This is a genomic window from Coriobacteriia bacterium, from assembly GCA_013336165.1.
In the GTDB taxonomy this organism is placed as follows: Bacteria; Actinomycetota; Coriobacteriia; order Anaerosomatales; family JAAXUF01; genus JAAXUF01.
Genome location: JAAXUF010000025.1, coordinates 1 through 3,372, shown reverse-complemented (window position 1 = coordinate 3,372; position 3,372 = coordinate 1). Strand labels below are relative to the sequence as shown.

The 3,372-nt window shown below is 63.0% G+C and carries 5 protein-coding genes; 4 read left to right on the top strand and 1 reads right to left on the bottom strand.

The window, feature by feature from the left end; all coding sequences use genetic code 11:
- The coding region (locus HGA39_09785) for an IS3 family transposase (GenBank protein NTW29633.1) at positions 1–86 on the top strand (86 nt) is incomplete at its 5' end.
- A gap of 91 nt (positions 87–177) precedes the next feature.
- Here the strand turns inward: HGA39_09785 and HGA39_09780 are convergent.
- The gene (locus tag HGA39_09780; protein ID NTW29632.1) at positions 178–942 is read right to left on the bottom strand and encodes an SDR family oxidoreductase; all 765 of its coding nucleotides are present in this window, start codon (positions 940–942) and stop codon (positions 178–180) included.
- A gap of 136 nt (positions 943–1,078) precedes the next feature.
- Here HGA39_09780 and HGA39_09775 point away from each other — a divergent pair, with 136 nt between their 5' ends.
- The 3 genes from HGA39_09775 to HGA39_09765 all read left to right on the top strand — a co-directional run bounded on the left by HGA39_09775 (position 1,079) and on the right by HGA39_09765 (position 3,152).
- On the top strand, positions 1,079–1,768 hold the full coding sequence (locus HGA39_09775) for an iron-binding protein (GenBank protein NTW29631.1): 690 nt from the start codon (positions 1,079–1,081) through the stop codon (positions 1,766–1,768).
- Between the two features lie 77 nt (positions 1,769–1,845).
- A complete protein-coding gene (locus HGA39_09770) occupies positions 1,846–2,244 on the top strand; it encodes a hypothetical protein (protein NTW29630.1) in 399 nt (132 codons plus the stop codon).
- Between the two features lie 119 nt (positions 2,245–2,363).
- Entirely contained in the window at positions 2,364–3,152 is a 789-nt protein-coding gene (locus tag HGA39_09765; GenBank protein NTW29629.1) for an ATP-binding cassette domain-containing protein, read from the top strand.
- Positions 3,153–3,372 lie beyond the last annotated feature (220 nt).

Below are 3,372 nucleotides of genomic sequence, written 5' to 3'. Positions count from 1 at the left end.
GCTACTGGAACACCAAGAGGTACCAGCCGAAACTGAAAGGGCTGAGCCCGGAACAATTCCGGACCCAGTCCGTGGACGCCGCTTGAGACCCCTATTAAGCCGTCCAGCTTTTGGGGTCTAGTTCACAGCTGCGGACCCCCTTTTTGTGTCGCGACATTGCGCCAGCGTCATGTGCCCCTATGCCGCTGACCATCCCGCGTCGATGGGGATGACTGCTCCGTTGATGTGGCGTGACTTGTCGGATGCGAGAAAGAGCGCGAGCTCGGCGATTTCATCGGCCTTCAGCATTCCGGGAATAGCTGCCTGATAGACACGGGCCCGTGCGGTTCCTTCGGGATCCATCTTTGCCATGTCCACGCTTTGCATGATGTTGGTCTCCACCGCGCCGCACGCCATGGCGTTGCAGCGGATGCCTTCGAGCGCGTAGCGCCATGCGGTGTTCTGCGTCAGGCCGATCAGCGCATGCTTCGAGGTGGTGTAGGCGGCACCTGCCGAGCCTCCGCCGAGACCGGCAACCGAGGCGGTGTTGACGATGGAGCCGCCTCCCTGGGCGCGCATGAGCGGGATGACCTTGCGGGTCAGAAACATCGGGCCGTCGAGGTTGATCCCCATCACGCGTCGCCACATCTCGTCGGTCAGCTCGCCGACCCCCTGGTTCAGATCCATGACCCCTGCGTTGTTGCAGAGCACGTCGACGCGTCCGTACTTGGAGACGGCTGTGTCGATGATGATCTCGGCACCGGATCTGTCGGCCACGTTGCCTTGGACGCCGATCATCTCGCCACCGGCGGCGAGTACCTCGGCCACAACAGCTTCGAGCGGCTCGGCATGCCAGTCGGCGCCGACGATCTTGGCCCCCTCGCGTGCGAAGAGCAATGCCATGGCGCGGCCCATTCCGGATGCGGCTCCGGTGATGACGGCGACTTTTCCCTCGAGTTGCATGGGAGTTCCTCTCATCCGATGTAAAGGAAAGCGTATCCAGTTGTGGCTTCTCTCTAACACGAGAGCCGAACGGGCGGCATGGCGTAGAATCGCTGCAACAAGGGATCTTTGAACAGACAGAGAGTGAGCGACAGACATGCAGCCTGCTCAAGGACAGAAGATCAAGATCGTCAAGGACGGCCCTTATCTTGTGAGCGGCGGGGTCCCCCTCACCAAGGAGACCATCGTTGCCGATGAGAACGGTGAGTCGGTTGACTGGCGGCAGGACGTGCGTCTGGAAGATCGCGAGCGGTGTGGGCTATGCCGCTGTGGTGAGTCGAAGACCAAGCCGTTCTGCGACGGATCGCACGTAGCCGCGCACTTCGACGGAACCGAAACGGCAAGCCGGGCGCCTCAAAGCGAGCAGTCCGTGCTGCTCGAGGGTCCGATTGTAGACATGGCGGATGCGGCTGCGCTGTGCTCCGAGGCGCGCTTCTGTCACCGGGCCGGCAAGGCTTGGATCATCGTGTACGACGATGATCCGGCCGCTGCTCAGACCGTTATCGAGGAGTGCGCGCAGTGCCCATCGGGCCGCTACACGGCGGTTGACAAGGCGACAAGCGAGCACATCGAACCAGAGTTCGCCCCCTCGATCGCCTTCGTGCAGGATCCCCACATGGGGGTCAGCGGACCTGTATGGGTTCGCGGCGGCATACAGATCGAGTCGGCCGATGGCGAAGCCTACGAGGTGCGAAACCGCGTCACACTGTGCAGATGCGGCAAGTCGAAGAACAAGCCGTTCTGCGACGGAACGCACTGCACCTGCGACTTCCACGACGGGCTCTAGACTCCCTTCTCGCGGAGAGGCGTGTCTTCAGCAGCCGAGAAGAGGGAAGGTACTGTCGTGGAATGGAGGTGATCGACATGACAACACTTGAAGAAGAATGGGCGGCAACTGAAGACTGGGACGAGCGCAAAGAGGTGATCCGCGCCCGGTTTGCCGAGACCGCAGTCAGTCCGTTGGTCGACGGCGCGCTAGGAATGTCGCTCGTAGGCGCAGGTGTCGCCACTATGGTGATGCGTGCAGTCCGAGGCAGGCGCGGGTTCTTTTCGGGCTTGCTTTCCGCGGTGCTCGTGCTTTCCGGACTCGCGGTGATCGGTGGCGGCGCGATTGTTCGGCGGTCGACGAGGATTTCGTCTGCCGAGGAGATCGTGCGAGAGCATCTGGCGGGGCTCGACCCGCTGGCGCGCGCAAGAATCCTGAAGGACATGGCCGCCGAGGCAGTCCCGTCATTCATGCGCAAAGCGAGGCACTCCGGATAGTCTTCGACAGGATTCTCATGACGCGAGCGCCCCGCTTAACGATTGCGGGGCGCTCGCGTTTCGCGTCTCGTCGCGCTGCGCTAAGCTGGATGCTGCTCCCATGGTGAGAGGACGACTGCATGCAGGCCCCTGCTGTGCCCCTTCTGGAACTTTCGAACGCCCGCGTCCTGCGCGACGGGCGCGCGATCCTCTCCATCGAGCGCTTCAGCATCCGTGAGGGCGAGCGGCTGGCGATTCTGGGTCCCAACGGGGCGGGAAAGTCCACGCTCATCAAGCTGCTCACGCGTGACCTTCTTCCGCTGTGGACCGCGCCCGCACCCGTGCTCTTCTGCGGTCAGGAACGAATCGCGCTCGAAGACGCGCGCAAGCTTCTCGGCGTGGTGTCGGCCGATGCGCAGGAGCAGGCTGACGTGAGGTTGACCGCGCGCGAGGTGGTGCTCGGAGGGTTCTTTGGAGCACTCGGCGTGCCTCACCACCGCACGCCAACACGGGAGCAGGAGCAGCGCGCGCTGGAAGCGCTCGGCGAACTCGAGGTTGTCCGCCTCGCCGAGCGAATCATGACGACGCTGTCGACGGGGGAGGCCCGGCGGGTCATCTTCGCACGGGCGCTTGTGCACGACCCGGCGGTAATCGTGCTCGACGAGCCGTGCGCCGGTCTCGATCCGCACAGCGCGTACCATGTCCGCCAAGCCCTGCGCACGCTTGCTCACGGTGGGCGCTCGCTGGTGCTCGTGACCCACCACATCGAAGACATCGTCCCCGAGATCGATCGCATCGTGATGCTGCGCGACGGCGTCATTGTCGCCGATGGCCCCAAGAGCGAGCTACTCACGGGCGAGGCACTGGGAGATCTGTTCGACATTCCTGCTGTGGTCGAGGAGCGTAATGGTGAATACCGGCTCTGGTAGTGGCCGATTCGCTCACTTGACGTGGCTTGATTTGCGGTGCAAGTTTGGGTACCACACGTTGTGACCTATTTTTTGGCAAGAAGCGTGCCCCGTCGAGGAGGTATCTCATACCGTGTCGAAGAGATCCAAGACCATCATCGCCCTTGCCGTCGTCCTCGTACTCGCAGGCGTCGCCACCTGGCTGATCGTGCGCTCCACCACAGCCGGGACCCTCGTCTCT

Excerpts from the sequence above, each read along its gene's own strand:
- HGA39_09780 (NTW29632.1), bottom strand. The coding sequence starts at position 942 with ATGCAACTCGAGGGAAAAGTCGCCGTCATCACCGGAGCCGCATCCGGA.
- HGA39_09775 (NTW29631.1), top strand. The coding sequence starts at position 1,079 with ATGCAGCCTGCTCAAGGACAGAAGATCAAGATCGTCAAGGACGGCCCT.
- HGA39_09770 (NTW29630.1), top strand. The coding sequence starts at position 1,846 with ATGACAACACTTGAAGAAGAATGGGCGGCAACTGAAGACTGGGACGAG.
- HGA39_09765 (NTW29629.1), top strand. The coding sequence starts at position 2,364 with ATGCAGGCCCCTGCTGTGCCCCTTCTGGAACTTTCGAACGCCCGCGTC.